This is a genomic window from Frankia gtarii (assembly GCF_025403375.1).
GTDB lineage: Bacteria > Actinomycetota > Actinomycetes > Frankiales > Frankiaceae > Frankia > Frankia gtarii.
In genome coordinates this window covers 26,945-45,066 of the sequence record NZ_JAMPTM010000021.1, presented here as the reverse complement: position 1 = coordinate 45,066, position 18,122 = coordinate 26,945, and the positions used below count along the sequence as shown (strand labels likewise).

Genomic DNA, 18,122 nt, shown 5'->3' with positions numbered 1-18,122 from the left:
TCGCGCCGGCGGCCACGTTACGCAGACCCTCACGCACCAGAGCCTGAGCCAGGATCGTCGCGGTGGTCGTACCGTCACCCGCGACGTCGTTGGTCTTCTTCGCGACTTCCTTGACGAGCTCCGCGCCGATCTTCTCGTACGGGTCCTCGAGCTCGATCTCCTTGGCGATGCTCACACCGTCGTTGGTGATCGTGGGAACGCCCCACTTCTTCTCCAGAACGACGTTGCGACCCTTCGGACCGAGCGTGACCTTGACCGCATCGGCCAGCTGGTTCATGCCGCGCTCCAGGCCGCGCCGTGCCTCCTCGTCGAAGGCAATGATCTTCGGCATGGTTTCTGGGTCCTCCCAGTGGGATGGCAGGTTCGATGGCCTGGCCACAACGACGCCCGCGACGGACGGCTCCCGCCGACTCCGGCCCCGGTGCAACCACCGTGGATGCCGGGCGGATCGGGCAGCCTCGCCGTTTCAGCCTTTGGCACTCCCTAGGCGAGAGTGCTAAGTCTTGTTTAGCACTCGGCATGGGTGAGTGCAAGCTCGCTGCCGCTTCTCCGCGTCGCGCACCGCCGCCTCTCCGGCCCGGTCCGTGGCCCGGTCCGTGACCCGGTGCGGCGTTGCGACATCCTCTGCCAACCTCGTGGAAGGGCTGCGAACATGGCGGATGCCGGCCCGTTGTCGGGTAGGCGACACAGGGGGCCGTCCGGTACCGGCGTGCCCTGGCCTGCCTCGTGGGCGCCGCCTCGCCCCGCCGGGCGCGGGGCCGGCGGGGTACCCCGCCGAAGCACGGGGCGGACCTGCATCAGTGGCCGCCGGGCGTGCCGGGCCCGCGACTTCCTTGCCCTTCCAGAGGGTCTCGTGTCTGATTGGCCCCTCGGGAAAGGCAAGGAACCGCGCCGCGGGGGGTCCGGATCGCGGGTCCGGGGGACCGTCGCAGCGAGGCGCGGGGTCGCGCTTGCGTGGGCGCGGGGCGGCACTGCGGGTCCAGGGACCGCTGGTCGGTCAGTCGTCGCCGAGGCCGGCGGCCTCGAAGGCGCGCAGAGACGGCTTGATGGTGGCCGTCGGCCCGCCGGTCTCGACCAGCGGGTCGAGGGTCTTCAGCCCATCGCCGGTGTTGTAGATGACGGTCTCGGCGGCCGGGTCGAGCAGGCCCTCGCGCAGCAGACGGCGCAGGTTCGCGACCGTGACGCCGCCGGCGGTCTCGCCGAAGATGCCCTCGGTGCGGGCGAGCAGCCGCATGCCCTCGAGGATCTCGTCGTCGCTGACGTCCGTGATCGCGCCGCCGGTGCGGCGGGCGACGTCGAGGGCGTAGGGTCCGTCGGCCGGGTTACCGATGGACAGCGACTTCGCGATCGTCGACGGCCGCACCGGGGCGACGGTGTCGACCCCGCGGGCGAACGCCGCGGCCACCGGATTGCAACCGGCTGCCTGCGCGCCGAAGACCCGGTAGGGCGTCGGCTCCACCAGGCCCAGCTTGCCGAGCTCGCCGAACGCCTTGTCGACCTTGGTGAGCAGCGAGCCGGACGCGATCGGCACGACGACCTGCTCGGGCAGCCGCCAGCCGAGCTGCTCGGCGACCTCGTAGCCCAGCGTCTTGGAGCCTTCGGCGTAGAACGGCCGGACGTTGACGTTGACGAACGCCCACTCGTACTCGCCGGCCAGTTCGCTGCACAGCCGGTTGACGTCGTCGTAGTTGCCCTGGATCGCGACGAGGGTTCCGCCGTACACACCGGTGGAGACGGTCTTGCCGGCCTCCAGGTCGTGCGGCACCAGCACCACCGAGCGCAGGCCGGCCCCGGCGGCGTGCGCGGCCACGGACTGGGCGAGGTTGCCGGTCGAGGCGCAGGCCACCGTGGTGAACCCGAGCTCGCGGGCGGCACTGAGGGCCACCGAGACGACGCGATCCTTGAACGAATGCGTCGGGTTGGCGCTGTCGTCCTTGACGTAGAGCGTCTTCATCCCCAACTCGGCGGCCAGGCGCGGGGCCGGGCGCAGCGGCGTCCAGCCGGCACCGAGGGACACCCGGCGCGCCGGGTCGTGCCCCGCGGGCAGCAGGCCCACATAGCGCCACAGGTTGGCCGGCCCGCGCTCGATGGATTCCCGGGTGACCCGACCCAGCAGGTCGGGGTCGTAGGAGATCTCCAACGGGGCGAAGCACTCCACGCAGACGTGGGCCGGGGAGAGCGGGTAGGTGGCGCCGCAGTGGCGACAAGATAGCCCGACCGCGGGGTTCGCGACGTCGAGGGCGGGAGTGCCGGCACGCTCGGGCGCGAGAGTCATAAAGAAGCTCCTCATCTTTCCCGGGGCAACCTGCCACGGGTCGGAATTAGCACCTGCCGCGCATCGGATGCGGGAGGTTGCCGGGGCTTCACAGGGCCGTTCCCTCTGCCCCTCTGGATGAGCCAGATGAAGTTGTCTGTCCGTACTGTAGACCGTGGGCCGGAGATCGTGCACCGGTGTTTCGTGGTTCACGGTCATGAGATCGTGTTTCGCCGGGTGCGGTCCGCCTTGGCCCCCACAATGTTCACCGGCGCAGGGCACGCCGGGCCCGCGTCCGGCGACCGCCGTCCCCGCCCGGTGCCCGAGCAGCGGCGGCGGGCCGACCCACCTCGCAGACCAGGGAGTCCGTGACAGTGAGTATTCGCGTCGTCTACACCGATCTCGACGGCACGATGGTCGGCCCGAAGGGCTGCTTCTTCCGCGCCGAGGGTGGGGCGATCACCCTGGACCCGGCGCAGGCGCTCACCGAGCTGCACTCGGCCGGCATCGCGCTGGTGCTGGTCAGCGGCCGCACCCGGCCGCAGCTGCTCGAGGCGGCGCAGATCTTCGGCGCGGACGGCTTCATCGGGGAGCTCGGGGCGATCGTCGGCTGGAACGACGGGCGAGACAGCGAGATCCTGCGCGGCGCCATGCCACCCGATTTCGACCAGGTCCCCGAGTCGCTGCTCGACCAGTTGATCGAGCGCTATCCAGGCCGCCTGGAGCTGCACGCCCCGTGGCACACCGGCCGTGAGGTCGACGTCATGCTCCGTGGCCGCATCGACGTCGGCGAGGTCGACGGCTGGCTCGCCGAGATCGGCTTCGCCTGGCTGAGCATGCGTGACAACGGCCTGATCTCGCCGGCCCACATGCCCGAGCTGGGGGTGGCACCGCACGTGTACCACCTCGTTCCCGGCGGGGTGGGCAAGGGCGACGCGGTGGCCTACGACCTCAAGCGCCGGGGCGTGTCCCCGGCCGAGGCGATCGCGATCGGCGACTCCGCCAGCGACCTGACGATGGCCCCGCACGTCGGCCGGATGCACCTGGTTGCGAACGCAATGCGCCATCCCGACATCACCGCCCTGCTTGCCCGTTACGACAACGTGACGGTCGAGGCGGGCACGGTCGGCGCCGGCTGGGCGAGCGCGGTGCGGTCAGCCGCCGTCTGATCCGTCGCTGTCTGCTCCGTCGGGGCGCGGTTCGCCGCCGGCTCGCTGGCGGTTTCCCCGCTGTTGGCGGACCGGCCGGCGGCCGGACACCGGACGGACGATAGCCGGTCGTTTCCGACGGAACCTGCGCCGGATGGCCGTGGTGTGGCCGGTGGTCCGGCCTGTGCGGCCGTCCGGATGGCCTACCCTCCGCAGTGTGCAGCGGATGCGGGAAGCCGAGCAGGGCACGTCGGCGAGTCCTCTGGCGCGGGGGACAGCGCGGGTGCTGGTCGCCTCCAACCGGGGCCCGGTGGCGTTCGTCACCGGTGACGACGGTGAGCTGGTGCTGCGGAGGGGGGCCGGCGGCCTGGTCAGCGGCCTGAGCCAGGCTGCTGCCGATGCCCCGCCCGATGCCCTGCCGATGGTCTGGGTGTGCGCCGCGCTCGGCGACGCCGACCGGCGCGCGGTTCGCGCCGCACCGGCCGGCCGGCTCGACCTCGCCGGCCACGACACCGGCGGCACGGCCGTGCGGATGCTCGACGTCGACCGGGTCGTGTTCGACCGGGCCTACAACGCGGTCGCGAACCGCATCCTGTGGTTCGTCCAGCACCTGCTCTACGCCCCGGCCTCGCAGCCCGTGTTCGACCCGTCGTTTCGCCGCGACTGGGCGGCCTACGAGGCGTACAACGCGATGTTCGCCGAGGCGCTGGCGCATGAGGCCGCCCCGGGCGCCTCGGTGCTCGTCCAGGACTACCACCTGACCCTCGTCGCCGGGCAGCTCCGCCGGCTGCGCCCGGACCTGCGCATCGCCCATTTCAGTCACACCCCGTGGGCGCCGCCGGAGTACTTCCGGATGCTGCCCGACGATGTCGGCGAGCAGATCCTGCGCGGCATGCTCGGCGCCGACCGGCTGGGGTTCCTCACCGACGCCTGGGCCGACGCCTTCATCGAGTGCGCCCGCGGTCTGGCCGGCGTGCGGGTCGAGCGGCGCGCGATCACGGTGGCGCCGCCCGCCGGGGCGGTGGGGACCGGCCGCACGGTGCGGATCGGGGTGCACCCGCTCGGCGTCGACGCCGACGAGCTGCGCGGCCGGGCCGACGCGTCCGACGTCGCCGCCCGGGCGGCGGAGCTCGTCGAGCTGGCCGAGGGCAGGCGCCTGATCGTCCGAGTGGACCGCACCGAGCTGTCCAAGAACATCGTGCGCGGCCTCGCCGCCTACCGGGAGCTGCTGCGGACCCACCCGGAGTGGCGCGGCAAGGTGATGCACCTGGTCTGCGCCTACCCGTCGCGACACGATCTGCCGGAGTACCGCGAGTACACGGCGGCGGTGCAGCGGCTCGCCGCGGAGATCGAGGATGAGTTCGCCACGGACACCTGGCTGCCGCTGCGACTGGAGATCACCGACGACTATCCGCGGTCGATCGCCGCGCTCACGCTCGCCGAGGTGCTCGTCGTCAATCCGATCCGGGACGGGATGAACCTCGTCGCGAAGGAGGGGCCGGTCCTGTCGCGGCACGACGCTGTGCTGGTGCTGTCCCGGGAGGCGGGGGCCTGCGCGGAGATGGGCCGGGCGGCGCTGGTGATCAATCCCTTCGACATCCAGGCGACCGCGCAGGCCCTACACGCGGCGCTGACGATGCCCGCTGCCGACCGCCGACGCCGCGCCGGCGAACTCGCCGCCGTGGCCGGCCGGCTGCCGCCGCGGGTCTGGTTCACCGACCAGCTCGCCGCCCTCGCCGCGGATCGCGCCGATACGCCAGTCAGCCACCGAGGCGCTCGATGAGCACCTCCAGCAGCGCGACCATGCCGGCGGGGCCGCCGACGACCAGGTCGGCGCGCTCCCGCAACACGGCGGGGACCTCGGGACTGTCGCTGCACACGGTGATGCCGGGCAGCCCGCCTGCCCGCATCTCGTCGACGGCGGAGAAGGCGGGCAGGTCGCCGTAGTCGTCCCCGGCGACGAGCACCGAACGTGCCCCACGGGCGGCGACGAGCTCGCGCAGCGCGCCCCCCTTGTCGTGCCCGGGCGGGCGCAGTTCCAGCACCTTCTTGCCCGGGGCAGCCTCCAGCCCATGCTCCTCGGCGAGGGTCGTCAGGGCCGGGGCGAGCGCGGCCAGCGCCGCGTCCGGGTCGGCGGTGCGGCGTACGTGCACGACGAGCGCCTGGTGCTTGTCCTCGACGACCGTGCCGGCGGGGGCGTCGCGCAGCAGCTCGGGCAGTGCTCCGCGGACGGCGGCGACGCCCGCCAGCGGCTCGGGGCTGGTGATCGTGCGCGACTGCGAGTCCCATCGCTGCAGTCCGTACTGGCCGAGGATGACCAGCTCGCCGAGGCCGGGGAGCTTGTCCACCCCGGTCAGCTCCAGCAGTGCGTCGACCGGCCGCCCGGTGATGATCGCCAGCGTGCCCACCACGTGGGAGATCCGGCGCAGCGCCTCGAGCGCCCCGGCGGCGGGGACGGCGTCGACCGGGCGGGCGACGATTGGAGCGAGGGTGCCGTCGTAGTCGAGGGCGATCAGGGCGCGGTCGGGCGCGGTGAGCAGGGCGGCGAGCCCGGCCCCGCCGGCGGGGGTGCGGGGCGCGGGCGGGTTGTGCTGGGCGGAATCGCTCACGGAGCCTTCCCGGGGTCGCTGTCGTCGATGGTCGAGGGCCGGCGGACATGCCCACCGGGGAATGTCTCAGGCGGAACGATCACTGATCATTTTTCCGGGTCGGCGGGGAAGTCGCGAGTGATGACGAGGATCAGGGCGCCGGTGGAGACGATCCTCGTCTGTGAGCGGGGAATGATCTTCTCGATGCCCGGAATGGCGTCCTTGAGTGCCTGGGCGGCCGCGGCGTCGGAGTCGTCGTAGAACACCGTCGAGACCGGCACGTCGTAGATCGACTGGAAGTTCCCGGTCCGCTCGACGGGGAACCCGGCGGCCTCGACCTGCCCGGCCGCCTTCTCCGCCAGTCCGGAGATCCGGGAGTTGTTCAGCACGACCACCGGCGCCGTCACGGGAGGCCGTCGGCCCGGCTGCGCCGGTGGCGGCACCGATGTCGCCGATGCCGGCCGTTCGGCGGGTGGCGTCGTCGCGGCCGGGCTCGGGCGGTGGGTCGGAGAGGCCGTGGGCGTCGTGCGATGCACGGAGGACGACGGGCTTGAGCTGCCGCCGTCCGGGGTGCGGGAGGGCGCCGCGACCGGGTTCGGCGGCTCGGGGTCGGACTTGCCGTTGAGGAGGTTGACCAGCAGGATGCCGACGAGCACGGCGGTGACGGCGATGGCTCCCGCCACCACGGCGTGCAGCCGGTCCGCGGGCCGGCCCGGAGGTCGGCGCTGCGGCGGCGCGCTCGTGCCATGCGTCATATGTCGCTTTACTCCTCGACCCGGTCCCGGCGGCCGGACCTGGCGGCCCGGCGCTGCTCGCGCAGTCGGCGCAGCCGCCGGACGAGCATCGGATCCGTGATCAGCGCCGCGTCCGAGTCGATCAGTCGGTTGAGGATCTGGTAGTAGCGCGTCGAGGACAGACCGAACTCGGCGCGGATCGCCTCCTCCTTCGCCCCCGGATGGCGCCACCAGCCCTGCTCGAAGCGAAGGATGCGCCGGTCGCGGTCGGACAGCTCCGCGGCCGGTGTGCTCGTCCGCCCGGGTTCCTCGGGCGGCAGGGGTTGAGCTGCCTGCACAGCGGGACCTCCTCGGGACGCGGCCGGGACGATGAGCGCGCTCGGACGCAGCCACGCCACGCCCGGTATGGTTCGCCGCCCACTATTTCACCCCGAGGGTCCGACATCCCCGGTCGTCTCCGGGAACACACATTCCGGGCGGCCATCGCACCGGCGGGCCCATACCCGCCCAGCCCGGCCCGCATCGACTGGGGAGCTTCTACGCTGGACCGGTGACCCGGCGTTTCACCCGCACCACGGAGGACTTCGTCTGCCTCGTCTGCGGGACCGCCGTGCGCGGCGACGGGTATACCAACCACTGCCCATCATGCCTGTGCTCGCGCCACGTCGACGTGCATCCCGGCGACCGCACGGCCGGCTGCGGTGGGGTGATGCGTCCGGTGGCCGTCGAGACCCGGGCGCATGAGGTGATCCTCACGCATGCCTGCGAGCGCTGCGGCCACCGCCGGCGAAACCGCACCGCGCCGGCCGACGACCGTGACGCCCTGCTCGCCGTCGCCGCAGCAGCGGCGCAGGCGGCGGTGTTCTCCACCACCGAAGTGGCGTTCCCCGAGATGGGATCTCTGATGGGGCCGGACTCCGCCGGTGCCCGGCCACGGCGGCGCGGCCGCGCCCGCACCGGCCGCGCCCGCACCGGCCGCGGCCGCGGCCGCTGAGCGGCTCGCGTCCTGGTCCGGTGCGCCCGGTCGGGCAGCCGCACGAGTTGCCGAGAGCTCGCACGATCGGTGGCCTTGACCGTGGTCACCCTCGGCAACTCGGCGACCGGCACCGTCCGGTGGCAGCCCTGGGCCCGAGGGCCCGGGATGCCGCCCGGCGCGGCCCGTTCGGGGCCGGCGCGAGTCACCTCGCGCCGGCGAGTACCCCGTTGGTCGGGGTCGCGACCCGTGGGGGAAGGGACGCCTGGTTCAGGTGGGAACGGCGGATCGGCAGGCGGGCCCTCAGGGGTACAGGCCGCGCGTCTGGTGGGCCTCGGCGACCCGGCTCACCCCGATGATGTGCGCCGCCTTGCGCATGCTGATGCCCTGCGTGGTGGCGAGCATCGCCACCTCGCCGTAGGCCCGCTCCATCAGGGTCCGCAGCCGGTCGTTGACCTCGTCCTCGGACCAGAAGTAGGCCTGCATGTCCTGCACCCACTCGAAGTACGAGACCGCGACGCCGCCGCCGTTGGCGAGGATGTCCGGCACGACCATCACGCCCCGGTCCTCCAGGATCCGGTCGGCCTCGGCTGTCACCGGGCCGTTGGCCCCCTCGACGATGATTCGGGCCTTGACCCGGTCGGCGTTCTCGATGGTGATCACGCCTTCGAGGGCCGCGGGGAGCAGGACGTCCACGTCGAGTTCGAGCAGGTCGTCGTTGGTGAGCGTGTCCGTGCCGGGGAACCCGACGACGGTCTCCGCTCCCTCGGCGAGGTGGCGGATCAGGGCCGCCGGGTTGAGACCCTGCGGGTTGTAGATGCCGCCCTTGACGTCCGAGACCGCGACGACCTTGCAGCCGGCGTCGTGCAGGTACTGGGCGGCGAGCGCCCCGACCTTGCCGAAACCCTGAATGGCGACGGTCGTGTCGTGCGGGTCCCGCCCGGTCTGGCGCAGCGCGGCGAACAGCGCGAGCTGCACGCCGCGGCTGGTCGCCCCGGCCCGCCCGGCGGAGCCGCCGATCGACAGCGGCTTGCCGGTCACGACACCGGTGGCGATGTGGCCGGTGTGGGCGGAGTAAGTGTCCATGATCCAGGCCATGGTCTGCTCGTCGGTGCCCACGTCGGGGGCCGGAATGTCCTTTTCCGGCCCGATCAGGGGAACGAGCTCGGCGGCGTAGCGCCGGGTCATGCGCTCGCGTTCCTGGCGGGACAGCAGCGCCGGTTCCACGGCGATGCCGCCCTTCGCCCCGCCGTAGGGGATCCCCATCAGCGCGCACTTCCAGGTCATCCACATCGCCAGCGCCTTGACCTCGTCGAGGTCGGTGTCGGGGTGGTAGCGGATGCCGCCCTTGCCGGGGCCGCGGGCGAGGTTGTGCTGGACGCGGTAGCCGGTCAGCACCATCAGCGAACCGTCGTCACGCAGCAGTGGCACGCTGACGGTGATCGCCCGGCGGGGCGTGCGGAGCAGGTCGTGCAGTCCATCGTCGAGGCCCAGATGACGGGCCGCGTTCGCCAGTTGAACGCAGGCCGTGTCCCATGCTGAGCCGGATCCGAGGATCACAGGCACCTCCGCGGCGCATTTCGAGTCACCCTCCGCCGCCGAACGCGCCGCCGGGTTCGTCGGCCACGGCGCGCTCCGTTGCGTGCCGTGGCAGTGACTCGATATGGCGCAAACAATAGGTGACGACAGAGGCCCTCCGCCCGGCGCATCGAGGGCGCGCCTCGGGCCGCCCGAACGGGCGGGTACGGTCGCGGTCGTGCGCGCGGATCAGTCGGCCCCGTCCGCCGGGCCGCCCCGCCCGCCGGCCCCGGAGCCGGTCGCCGGCGGCGGCCCGGTGGCCACATCCCGGACCGGTCCGGGTGCCCCCCGTCTGACCGCCGGTCGATTGTGGGGTGCCTGGCTGCTCAGCCACGCGCTGCTCGTCGTCGGGGTCCTGGCCGGCCAGACGTTCGGTGCTCAGCAGAGCGTCCTGGGTGATCTTCGAATCTACGCCGGCTGGGCGCACGATCTCGGCCACGGCGGTGGCCTGCCCGTCGGCGATGATCGCTGGCAGTACCCGCCTGCAGCGGCGGTCGCGCTCGTGCTACCGGAGCTCGCTCACACCCTTTCGGCGGTGCCCTATCGGGTGGCGTTCCTCGCGCTGACGCTTCTCGCCGACCTCGCGGTGACCGCCGCGCTGGCGCGGCGCGACCGAGGCGCGGCGCTGTTCTGGGTGGTCGGGATCACCGCGCTGGGCCCGGTGGCACTGGCCCGATTCGACCTGCTACCGGCGGCGGCGGCGGTCGCCGCGGTGCTCGCCGTGTCGCGTGCCCGGTTCGGCCGCGCCGGATTCCACCTCGGCGTCGGTGCGCTGCTCAAAGTGTGGCCGTTGTTGCTGCTGGTCGCGGTGCCGGTCCCGGCGGGCTCGCCGGCACGGTGGCCGGCCCGGCTGCGGGCGGGGGCGACCCGCCTGGTCGGCGGGCTGTTGGGCGCCGTGGTGCTGCTCGCCGTCGTCGGAGCGCTGACCGGATGGTGGCGCGACGCCCTCGGCTTTCTCGGCGCGCAGCAGGCCCGCGGGCTGCAGGTCGAAGCGGTGGCCGCGACGCCGTTCGTCGTCGCCCACATGCTCGGCGGGCCGGCGCCCGACTACTCCTACGGTTCCCTGCAGTTCGGTGGCTCGGTGGCGCGCGTCGTCGCCACAGCATGCAGCCTGCTCGAGGCCGTCGCCATCGTCGGCGCGACGGTGTGGTGGTGGTCGCGGGGCCGGCTGCCGGCGGGTGACGGGGCAGCCCGGGCGGTGGCCGGGACGCTCGCCGGGCGAGCCCTCGCGCTCGTCGTCATGGTCGTCGTCACCGCCCGGGTGCTCAGCCCGCAGTACCTCGTGTGGATCCTCGCGCTGGTCGCCGCGGGGCTCGCAGTCGACCCTCCGGCCACGAGCGGCACCGGCACCGGCGGCCGGCTGCGGCAACCGCGCGCGCGGTTGCCGGTGGCGCTGCTGGCCTGCGTCGTGCTGACCCAGCTCATCTACCCGTGGCGGTACAACGACGTCATCCAGGGCCGGATCGTGTTGAGCCTGCTGCTGGTGGCGCGCAACCTCGGCCTGATCATGGTGTGCTGGTGGGCGGTGCGGGCCGCCGCCGCGCCGCCAGCAGCGCCGTTGCGGCCCCGACCGCGACGGCCAGCACGGCGACGGTGACGAGGGCGGCCACGCCGGCGGTGCCGAGCAGCCGCCAGGTGGCCGCGAGCGGTGGGAGGGTCGCGAAGCACAGCACGGTGGAGGCCAGGACCAGCGCGGCGGCGGTGCGTCCCGCGGCCGTGCCCGCCAGCAGCCCAACCCGCCGCCCGGCCGGGGCGCCGCGTGCCGCGAGGACGGCGAGCGGCGCCAGGCACAGCGCGAGGTACCAGGGGTAGACCACCGGATTGCCGAGCGCCACGGCCAGACCACCGAAGCCGACGACGACCAGGTCGGGCCGGTGGTCGGCGAAGGACCGGAACGCCCGGTCGGCGCCCGCCGGCGATGTCCCGGCGGACGATGTCCCGATGGGTGGCGTTCCGGCGGGTGGCGTCTCGGCCGGTGGCGTCTCGGCCGGTGGTGTCCGGCGCCAGGCGCGCAGGGCGAGCGCGAGGACGACGACCGCCGCGGCCGCGAGGCACAGCGCCCGGGTCACCCGCTGCGACGTGCCGTCCGCGGGATGTACGCCGACCAGCGCGAGCACGCCGTCGGCCGCCGTGGCGAGGATCGAGGCGGGAGCGATTCCGGTGGTCACGGCGCCCGATGTCGACAGCGCCCGGATCCAGGTCGGGCCGAAACCCGCGGCGGCGATGCTCAGGCCCGAGGCGACGGCGACGGCGACGACGTCCGCGGTGAGGCGCACGGCGGCGGCCCGCACCGGCCGGGGCGCCCGCCGCGCGGCCAGCAGGTGGGCTAACACGAGCCAACCGACGCAGAGCAGGGCGGTCGCCTTGACGTTGCCCGCCAGGCACGCCAGTCCCGTCGCGGCTGCGCCCGCAACGATCCCACCCACCTCGGTCTGCCCCCGGTCCGCCGCCTGCGGGTACGGCCGCCTCGCGCGGCGGGTGGCGCGGTCCACCACGAGGGCGGCGACGACGAGCATGGCGGCGATCGCGTCGAGGTGCGCGCTGCCGACGAGGTGGATGACGACCACGGGGTTCGCCGCGGCCAGGACCGCAACCGCTTGGCGCCGGGTCGGCTCGGACCCGGCGAGGCGCAGTGACAGGCCGATCATGGCGATCGTGGCGAGGACGGCGACCACTCGGAGCACCACGACGGTGCCGGCGGGCCCGCCGCCGATCGCCGCCGCGGCCTTCTCGACCGCGACCGCGGCGCCGCCGTAGGGGGTGTGGGTGTGCCACCAGCGCGGGTCGACCGCCCACACGAACGCCCGGCCCGAACCGTCCGGTGCCCCGGCCGTCAGCAGGGTGGCCACGCCGTGGGTCGCCGGGTCCAGACCGAGCCGGGCCAGCTCGCCCTGGGCGGCGTAGGCGTACACGTCCCGGCTGAACAGCGGCGGGCCGACGGCGAAGGGCAGGCTCCATGCAGCGGCCGCCGCGAGCCCGGCGCGGGTGGACACCTGCCCGGCGGCCATCGCGCGCACCAGGAGAGCCCAGCACAGACACAGCGTGATGACGCTGAGCGCGGACAGCCCGACCAGAACGCCCCTTGCCGTCTCCGCCGGCGGGGTCGATGGGAGAATTCCCAACCAGGATGAGGGATCGGTGACGTACGGATCGCGTGGGCCGAGCCGCCCCTCGGCCAGCATGGCCGCGACCGCGGCGCCGGTTCCGCCGATGATCAGCCAGATGACGCTGGTCGAGGCCCTGCTGGCGGACGGTCCGCGGTCGCCGCGCGCCACCGGAGAGAAGGTGGTCGTGGCCGGCCGGTCGCCTGTCGGTGGGTTGGCGGGAGATGATCGGTGGGATGCGGCGGACGGACCGTCGTCGGCGCCTTGGGAGGTCGCGGGTGACAGCGCTCGCGGCGCCCGGCTCCCCGGTCGACGCCACGCCCGGTAGTCGGCCGATGACCTCGCTTGTGGCGCTGCCGGCCGGCGAGACCGGGTCTCGCGTGGCTCCACTGCCCCAGACCCCCTTCATTGCCCTCGAGCCGCCGCGGCATCACGGGCCGGTTGTGCGGGGCCTGCTCGTTGTCGTCGCGGCCGTGCGCCGGTGGCCCTGGACGCTGACCGCAGCACTGTGCCTGCTGTGCGTCGGGCTCGGCGTGACCGGTCCCGACACCCCCGCCCAGGAGTACCGGGTGTGGCTGTTCCGCCACGGCGGGGCGGTCCTCTGGGACGATCAATGGTACGGCGGCCACACCATACCCGGGTACAGCGTGCTGTTCCCGCCGCTCGGTGCGCTGTTGGGGGTCCAGCTCCTGGGCGCGATCTCCTGCGTCGCCTCCACGGTGATCGTGACCCGGCTGCTGCGTGGTCCGGGCCGGCGGTCGGGGCAGGACCTCGTCCTCGTCTGGTTCGCCGTGGCGACGGTGTCGAACCTCGTCGTCGGGCGGATGCCGTTTGCCCTCGGCATGGCGTTCGGCGCGCTGGCGCTGCTCGGGGCCCGCGAACGCCGGGCGAAGCTGACCTGGGCCGGCGCCGTGCTGTCGTCGCTGGCCTCACCCCTGGCCGCCGGGTTCGTGCTGCTCGTCGGCGCCGCGCTGCTGCTGACCATCGGCTGGCGGCGCGTGCTGCCGTTCGCCGGTGCCGGGGCCGGCATCGTCGTCGCGCTCGCCTTCCCCGAGGACGGCTACCAACCGTTTCCGGCGCTGACCTTCCTGTCGCTGCTGGCGCTCATCGCGGTGGGCCTGCTGGTGGTCCCGAAGGGCGCCCGGGCGATCCGCCACGGCCTGCTGCTGTGGGCGGCCGCGGCGGCGGTGTTCTTCTTCATCCCCTCCCAGGTCGGGGGAAACATCACCCGGCCGGCGACGCTGCTGGCCGGCCCCGCGGCGGCACTGTTGCTCGCCGACCGTCGCCGGGTGCTCGCGATCGTGGCGATCCCGCTGATCGGCTGGCAGATCGGTCCGATCCACGGCGCGCTGCTCACCCAGGGCGATCCGTCCTCGTCCGCCGGGTACTACACCGAGCTGCTCGACTACCTCGACCGCGGCGCTCCGGTGCCGGCCGGCCGGGTCGAGGTTCCGTTCACCCGGGCCCACTGGGAGGCGCGTTTCGTGGCGCCGAGCGTGCCGATGGCCCGAGGCTGGCTGCGCCAGCTCGACAGCAAGTACAACGCGCTGTTCTACGACAGCAGCCTCAACGCCGAGACCTACCACGAGTGGCTGCTCGCCCGGGGCATCCGCTATGTCGCCCTGCCCGACGTGGAGCTCGACCCGTCCGCCGTCGCGGAGGCGAAACTGCTGCGGGCGGGCCTGCCCTACCTCGAGCTCGCCTGGGCGAACCCGCACTGGAAGGTCTGGCTCGTCACCGACTCCGCTGGTCTGGTGCAGGGGCCGGCGAGCCTCACCGAGCTCGGGGTGAGCTCGGTGGCGGTGCGCTTCCGCACACCGGGGGTCGCCACCGTGCTCGTCCACTACACGCCCTACTGGCGGCTGTCGGAGGGCAGGGCGTGCGTGTTCCGCGCCGCCGGCGGCTGGACGGGCATCCTCACGGAGGCACCCGGGCCGGTGCGGCTGTCCGCCCGGCTCTCGGTCGACGGCCTGACCCGCGCCAGCGCCCTGGACTGCCCCGTGGACCAGCGCATCTCCTGACGGCGGCCCCGCTCGGGGCCAGCCGGGAGTCAGGCGGGATCGTCGAGGCGGACGATGCGCAGCCCCACATGGGCGAGGATCGCCGGCAGGCTGCGGATGACATCGCGGTCGCGTTCCCGGTCGGTCTCGGGCAACGCCGACCAGTCGACGATCGCGGGGTGGCGGCGGTCGGGACCGCTCTGCTGGGTCGGCCCCAGGGCGTAGCCGTGGATCTCCCGCTCCCGGCGCCACCGCTGGTGTTCCTGCTGGGCGAGCTCGTCGATCTCGTCCGCGGTGAACGCGAAGTCGGTGTCGGTCTCCCCGGCCGGCATCAGCATCAGCGTCTGCGCCGTCTGCAGGATCTCCCCGAACTGGGCGACCTGCGCCCGGTTGGAGTCCTGCAGGTCATCCGGGAGCTCCTCCCACGTCACCATCGCCGGTCTGGACCCCATCGCGGTGCCCCGGCGGCGTTCCGCCGCCAGATAGTGCTCGTGGCTCGCCCGGGCGAAGCGTTCGATCAGGTCGGTGTCGCCGAGGTCGAGCGGGAGCGCCTCGTCGTTGACGGCGAAGAAGCGCACGCCGCCCAGAAGGTCCTCCAGCAGTGGCCCCGGCAGCGGGGTCGGCGGGCGGGGGAACGTCGGCCGGCCGAAGACGTCCTGCAGGCTGCGCTGCCGGCCGGTGCACACGATGACCGTGGTCCGCGCGACCCCGAATCGGCCGTTGAGCACCTGCGCCGCGTCCAGCCCGCACAGCAGCGCCCGTTCCTCGTCGCTCTGGCAGACGTAGACGAACTCGGGGGGCCCGTTGGGACCATCCGCTTCCATGACGGCCCGCGGCAGCTCGCTGTTCGGGGTGTTGTGACCGGTGAGCGCGACCCGGGCGAGCGCGGGTTCTCGGACGCGCAACGCGGCGAGTATCTCATCGGCCGCCGGATCGGCCACGGCGATGGGCAGCAGCGGGCCGGCCGCCCCGACCAGGGTCAGCCAGCGGCGGGCCAGCTCCATCACCAGGGCACGGCCGAGGCCTGACAGCCCGAGGACGGCCAGGGGCGCCGGTACGACGGGCAGTTGTTCACCGCGATCCGGGGCGGCCCAGCTCGGCGGGTAGCGGTTGAGCAGGGCGCGCGCGCCGAGCACCTCGACGGCGAAGAAGTCCAGCCGGAATCCACTGTCGTCATTGAACCCGATCCGTCGGGCGCGCAGGTGCGGGATCAGAGAGAGGTCGCCTACCTGGGCCACGCAGCGCAGCGGCTGTTCCGCCCGGTCGGCGGCCAGGCGCCGGGCGGCGAGGGCGATGGCCAGGTTCGACGAGGTGTCCGGCAGACAACCGTAGACCACGTCCGCGCGGGCGACCCCGGCCTTCGCCAGCACCAGCGGCTCCATCGGGTCGCCGACGACCCGCAGCAGGCCGGGCGGGAGCTCGGCGTCCGGATACTCCCGCTCCGCGTCCTCGGCGACCAGCACCACCCGTTTGGACCGGGAGAGCTTGTCGACGAGCGCCGACGCCGTGGGACCGGTGCCGCACACGATGACGTGATGGCGGGCGTGGCGGGCCCGGAAGCGTTCGAAGCGCTGGGCGAAGATCGTGCTCACGCCGTCGGCGACTCCGACGGCCGTCGCCACCGGCGCGAGGAACCGCGCTATCTCCAGCGCCAGTGGGTACCGCCCGCCGTTCTGGAAGACCGTCCCGTCGGCGAGGAAGAGAGTCGCGGTGAAGAACACGATGTTGGGCCAGTTGAACATCGCCGGCTCACTGCGGAACTGCCGGTACATCCCGATCAGGCCGAGGCTGAACGCGATCACCCCGAGGACGGCGAACGTCCCCAGCAGATGACGGCGCAGCCAGCGGGCCAGCCGGCCGGCGACAAGCTGCGGGCGGGCCGCCCAGCGTTCGAGTCGATGCCCGACGCCGGCGCGCCCGCCCCGGCCGCCGGGTGCGCCGCGGCTGATCACCGTGGCCGTCCCGGTCGGGTTGCCGATGGCGCGCTCGAGACCGCCGACGCCGGGTTCGCCGCGCCGGCCGTCCGATCGGCCTCACCGCGCGGAGGGCTCGGATACCAGGTCGGCGACGACGATGGTGGTGTCATCGCGGGCTCCGGCGAGCAGGGCGGCTTCGACGAGGGCATCCGCGGCCCGCTCGGGCGGCTCGGAGCCCAGCTCGCCGAGCAGGCCGTCGAGCTGCTCGGGCGTCATCACCTTCGTGATGCCGTCACTGGCGAGGACGACCCGGTCGCCGGCCCGGACCGGCTCGCTGAAGATGTCGGCCTCGATCTCGTCGGCGAGACCGACGGCGTTCAGCAGCGGGCCGTTGCGAATCGCGTGCGGGGTGGTCAGCGCCCGTGGGCGCCCCCGGTCCGGCTGCAGCCACACCGAGCTGTCGCCGACGTGGGCGACGGTGAGGTACTCGCCGGTGTTGTGCTGCCGGCCGAGGATGACGACGTCCAGCGTGCAGGCCATGCCCAGCCAGGTTGGTTCCTCCCGGGCCCGGGTACGGACCACCCGATTCGCCCGCTCCACCGCCTTGCGCAGACCCTCCAGGGGATCCTCGGCGTACTGAGGACGGAAGCCGGCCACGGTGGTGACGGTCAGCGTGGAGGCGATCTGGCCGGCTGCCTCGCCCCCGACGCCGTCCGAAACCGCCAGCAGACCGTCCACGACGACGAACGCGTCCTCGTTGGGACCGCCGCGCTTGCCTCGGCGGGTCCGGCCGGCGGCGGCCAGGCGCAGCGGGGCGGCCGTGGTCTGCTCGGGCTCGGTCGCCATCAGATCGGTCGCCTGCTCCCGCGGTGCGGCGGAGGCGGTGTTGGGATAGGTGGTCGCCGTCGGCGTGCTCTCCCGCCGTGGGTCGCCCGCGGCTGCTCGCCTACCCGCCGGGTCGGCGTCCGGCGCGGCCGACTGCGCCACGAAGGTCGTTGTGGGCGGCGCGATCGGGTAGTCACCGGTCTGCGGGTCGTAGTAGCGGGTGGCGTCCTCCCGCTCATCCTCAAAGGGCTGATGCTGATACGGCGGAGCGGCGGGGGGTGGAGTCCAACCGGTCGCGTCGGGATCGCGACTGTTCTCCCCGCCGACCGGAACCTGCGCGGTCACGTCCCCTCCCCACGACACGCCCGCCTCCGGGCCGCCGCCTGCGTCGTCGGCCGTCCGTGCGGCGGGGGGGACCGGCGCCGGCTCGGTGAAGCCCGGCACGATCCCATCCGGCGCGGCAGCGTCGGAGCTGTCTCGCAGCGGCACCGTACCGGAGCGATGCCGCTGCTGGTCCAGTCCACGGCCGCGGCGCTGGCTTCCCTGCCGAACCGGCCGGTTGTTCAGAGCGAAGAAGATCACCAGGGCTACCAGCAGCACCACGATGAGCATGATCGGCACCAGCGAGCTACCCATGGCCTCCGTCCTCGCCGAACCATTCACGATCACGCTGTCGGACGTGTCGCCAGCCGTCCTTCTCCTACCCAAGGGCATCGGCGCACCGCTAACCCCTGGTGTGTCGCGACACCGACACAGGTGCTGGTCATTGTTCCAGACTCCAACGACCCCGAGTAGAGCGAACGGGACAGCCGCGATGATCGTTTCGCCGGTCGGATGCGGCGGCGGGACCACGGCACCCCGGAGGTCTGCGCCCGCCCGGCCGCCGTCGGCGTGCCGCCGCCGGGTGGTGCCTGCCGGTGCCCGCTGCCCGCCGGACCCCGTGCCGGGCACGACGTGCCGTGGGAGCACGCCGGGCGGGCTCGCGGTCGTCACCCGCCGGCC

At 73.5% G+C, this 18,122-nt stretch carries 14 protein-coding genes and 1 riboswitch; of the genes, 5 read left to right on the top strand and 9 right to left on the bottom strand.

The features are described from left to right. Nucleotides 1-331, bottom strand: a 331-nt coding sequence (locus tag NBZ83_RS05940; RefSeq protein ID WP_308203769.1) for a TCP-1/cpn60 chaperonin family protein, incomplete at its 3' end; no start/stop codon positions are given. A gap of 666 nt (nt 332-997) precedes the next feature. Next, complete coding sequence (gene thrC, locus NBZ83_RS05935) at nt 998-2,275, bottom strand: threonine synthase (protein WP_261567385.1); 1,278 nt, start codon at nt 2,273-2,275, stop codon at nt 998-1,000. Between the two features lie 8 nt (nt 2,276-2,283). Beyond that, a riboswitch (SAM riboswitch) is annotated at nt 2,284-2,399 on the bottom strand. A gap of 229 nt (nt 2,400-2,628) precedes the next feature. Here thrC and NBZ83_RS05930 point away from each other — a divergent pair. Beyond that, nucleotides 2,629-3,423 carry an HAD family hydrolase gene (locus tag NBZ83_RS05930; protein WP_261567386.1) on the top strand — a complete coding sequence of 265 codons (795 nt, stop codon included), beginning with the start codon at nt 2,629-2,631 and terminating at the stop codon, nt 3,421-3,423. Nucleotides 3,424-3,628: 205 nt separating this feature from the next. After that, on the top strand, nt 3,629-5,185 hold the full coding sequence (locus NBZ83_RS05925) for an alpha,alpha-trehalose-phosphate synthase (UDP-forming) (RefSeq protein WP_261574489.1): 1,557 nt from the start codon (nt 3,629-3,631) through the stop codon (nt 5,183-5,185). Here the strand turns inward: NBZ83_RS05925 and otsB are convergent. From otsB to NBZ83_RS05910, 3 genes are all read right to left on the bottom strand, one after another. Beyond that, nucleotides 5,163-6,011 (bottom strand): trehalose-phosphatase, encoded by an 849-nt coding sequence (otsB, locus tag NBZ83_RS05920; protein WP_261567388.1) that lies wholly within the window; start codon nt 6,009-6,011, stop codon nt 5,163-5,165. The two genes, NBZ83_RS05925 and otsB, sit on opposite strands and share 23 nt — an antisense overlap. An 86-nt stretch (nt 6,012-6,097) precedes the next feature. Next, the gene (locus NBZ83_RS05915; RefSeq protein WP_261567389.1) at nt 6,098-6,745 is read right to left on the bottom strand and encodes a LytR C-terminal domain-containing protein; all 648 of its coding nucleotides are present in this window, start codon (nt 6,743-6,745) and stop codon (nt 6,098-6,100) included. An 8-nt stretch (nt 6,746-6,753) separates the two neighbouring features. Next, a complete protein-coding gene (locus NBZ83_RS05910) occupies nt 6,754-7,062 on the bottom strand; it encodes a DUF3263 domain-containing protein (protein ID WP_261567390.1) in 309 nt (102 codons plus the stop codon). 212 nt (nt 7,063-7,274) lie between these two features. On the opposite strand from NBZ83_RS05910, the gene NBZ83_RS05905 reads away from it, so the two are divergent. Next, nucleotides 7,275-7,718, top strand: coding sequence for an RNHCP domain-containing protein (locus tag NBZ83_RS05905; RefSeq protein ID WP_261574488.1), 444 nt, complete (start codon nt 7,275-7,277; stop codon nt 7,716-7,718). Between the two features lie 282 nt (nt 7,719-8,000). On the opposite strand, the gene NBZ83_RS05900 is transcribed toward NBZ83_RS05905, so the two are convergent. After that, nucleotides 8,001-9,257 carry a Glu/Leu/Phe/Val family dehydrogenase gene (locus NBZ83_RS05900; RefSeq protein WP_261567392.1) on the bottom strand — a complete coding sequence of 419 codons (1,257 nt, stop codon included), beginning with the start codon at nt 9,255-9,257 and terminating at the stop codon, nt 8,001-8,003. A gap of 196 nt (nt 9,258-9,453) precedes the next feature. Between NBZ83_RS05900 and NBZ83_RS05895 the strand changes: the two genes are divergently transcribed. Next, nucleotides 9,454-10,872, top strand: a complete 1,419-nt coding sequence (locus NBZ83_RS05895; protein WP_261574487.1) for a glycosyltransferase 87 family protein — start codon at nt 9,454-9,456, stop codon at nt 10,870-10,872. Here NBZ83_RS05895 and mptB read toward each other — a convergent pair. Beyond that, nucleotides 10,781-12,550: a polyprenol phosphomannose-dependent alpha 1,6 mannosyltransferase MptB gene (gene mptB, locus NBZ83_RS05890; protein WP_261574486.1), complete on the bottom strand. Its 1,770-nt coding sequence runs from the start codon at nt 12,548-12,550 to the stop codon at nt 10,781-10,783. The genes NBZ83_RS05895 and mptB overlap by 92 nt on opposite strands. A gap of 107 nt (nt 12,551-12,657) precedes the next feature. Between mptB and NBZ83_RS05885 the strand changes: the two genes are divergently transcribed. After that, nucleotides 12,658-14,400: a hypothetical protein gene (locus NBZ83_RS05885; protein ID WP_438803292.1), complete on the top strand. Its 1,743-nt coding sequence runs from the start codon at nt 12,658-12,660 to the stop codon at nt 14,398-14,400. A 29-nt stretch (nt 14,401-14,429) separates the two neighbouring features. Here NBZ83_RS05885 and NBZ83_RS05880 read toward each other — a convergent pair whose 3' ends face one another. Both NBZ83_RS05880 and NBZ83_RS05875 read right to left on the bottom strand, forming a co-directional pair. Continuing rightward, complete coding sequence (locus NBZ83_RS05880) at nt 14,430-16,331, bottom strand: NAD-binding protein (protein ID WP_261574485.1); 1,902 nt, start codon at nt 16,329-16,331, stop codon at nt 14,430-14,432. 81 nt (nt 16,332-16,412) lie between these two features. Further along, complete coding sequence (locus tag NBZ83_RS05875) at nt 16,413-17,756, bottom strand: PP2C family protein-serine/threonine phosphatase (protein ID WP_261574484.1); 1,344 nt, start codon at nt 17,754-17,756, stop codon at nt 16,413-16,415. Nucleotides 17,757-18,122 lie beyond the last annotated feature (366 nt).

Bases quoted from the DNA above. Each gene is read 5' to 3' on its own strand.
- thrC (WP_261567385.1), bottom strand. From the start codon at position 2,275: ATGACTCTCGCGCCCGAGCGTGCCGGCACTCCCGCCCTCGACGTCGCG.
- NBZ83_RS05925 (WP_261574489.1), top strand. From the start codon at position 3,629: ATGCGGGAAGCCGAGCAGGGCACGTCGGCGAGTCCTCTGGCGCGGGGG.
- NBZ83_RS05915 (WP_261567389.1), bottom strand. From the start codon at position 6,745: ATGACGCATGGCACGAGCGCGCCGCCGCAGCGCCGACCTCCGGGCCGG.
- NBZ83_RS05875 (WP_261574484.1), bottom strand. From the start codon at position 17,756: ATGGGTAGCTCGCTGGTGCCGATCATGCTCATCGTGGTGCTGCTGGTA.